Below are 349 nucleotides of genomic sequence, written 5' to 3'. Positions count from 1 at the left end.
TCTTGTTACAAAAAATTGTATATTTTAAAATTAATCCTACAACTGAAGGACGGCCCTTTCCATTTTTTTTGTATTTTTTTTTAACTTTTAAATAATATTTTTTTTCTAATTCTTTCTGTATTTGCTTTATTTTTCTTTTATCAATATCATTTATGTTATAGGTTTCAGGTATGTTTAATTGATGTTTGAAGTCTTCTAGTGAATCATCCCATTTACATGTATTATATTGTTTAATTATTCTAAACAATTCTTTAGTGTAACTTGCCTTAAAATCTCCAAATTATTCTAGTTCAAATTTCTTAAAATCTTTAGCTTTTTCATATAATCCCCCCCTCAGTTCCGTATTTAA

Annotated in this window: 1 pseudogene; it reads right to left on the bottom strand. The window is 24.1% G+C overall.

The features are described from left to right. Positions 1–247 (bottom strand): annotated as a pseudogene (locus AYC60_RS00310) (replication protein rep); the annotation flags it as partial. Positions 248–349 lie beyond the last annotated feature (102 nt).

It is taken from the genome of Streptobacillus felis, assembly GCF_001559775.1.
In the GTDB taxonomy this organism is placed as follows: Bacteria; Fusobacteriota; Fusobacteriia; order Fusobacteriales; family Leptotrichiaceae; genus Streptobacillus; species Streptobacillus felis.
Note: the sequence above shows the minus strand (reverse complement) of the source record. Positions and strands in the feature narration are given on the sequence as shown.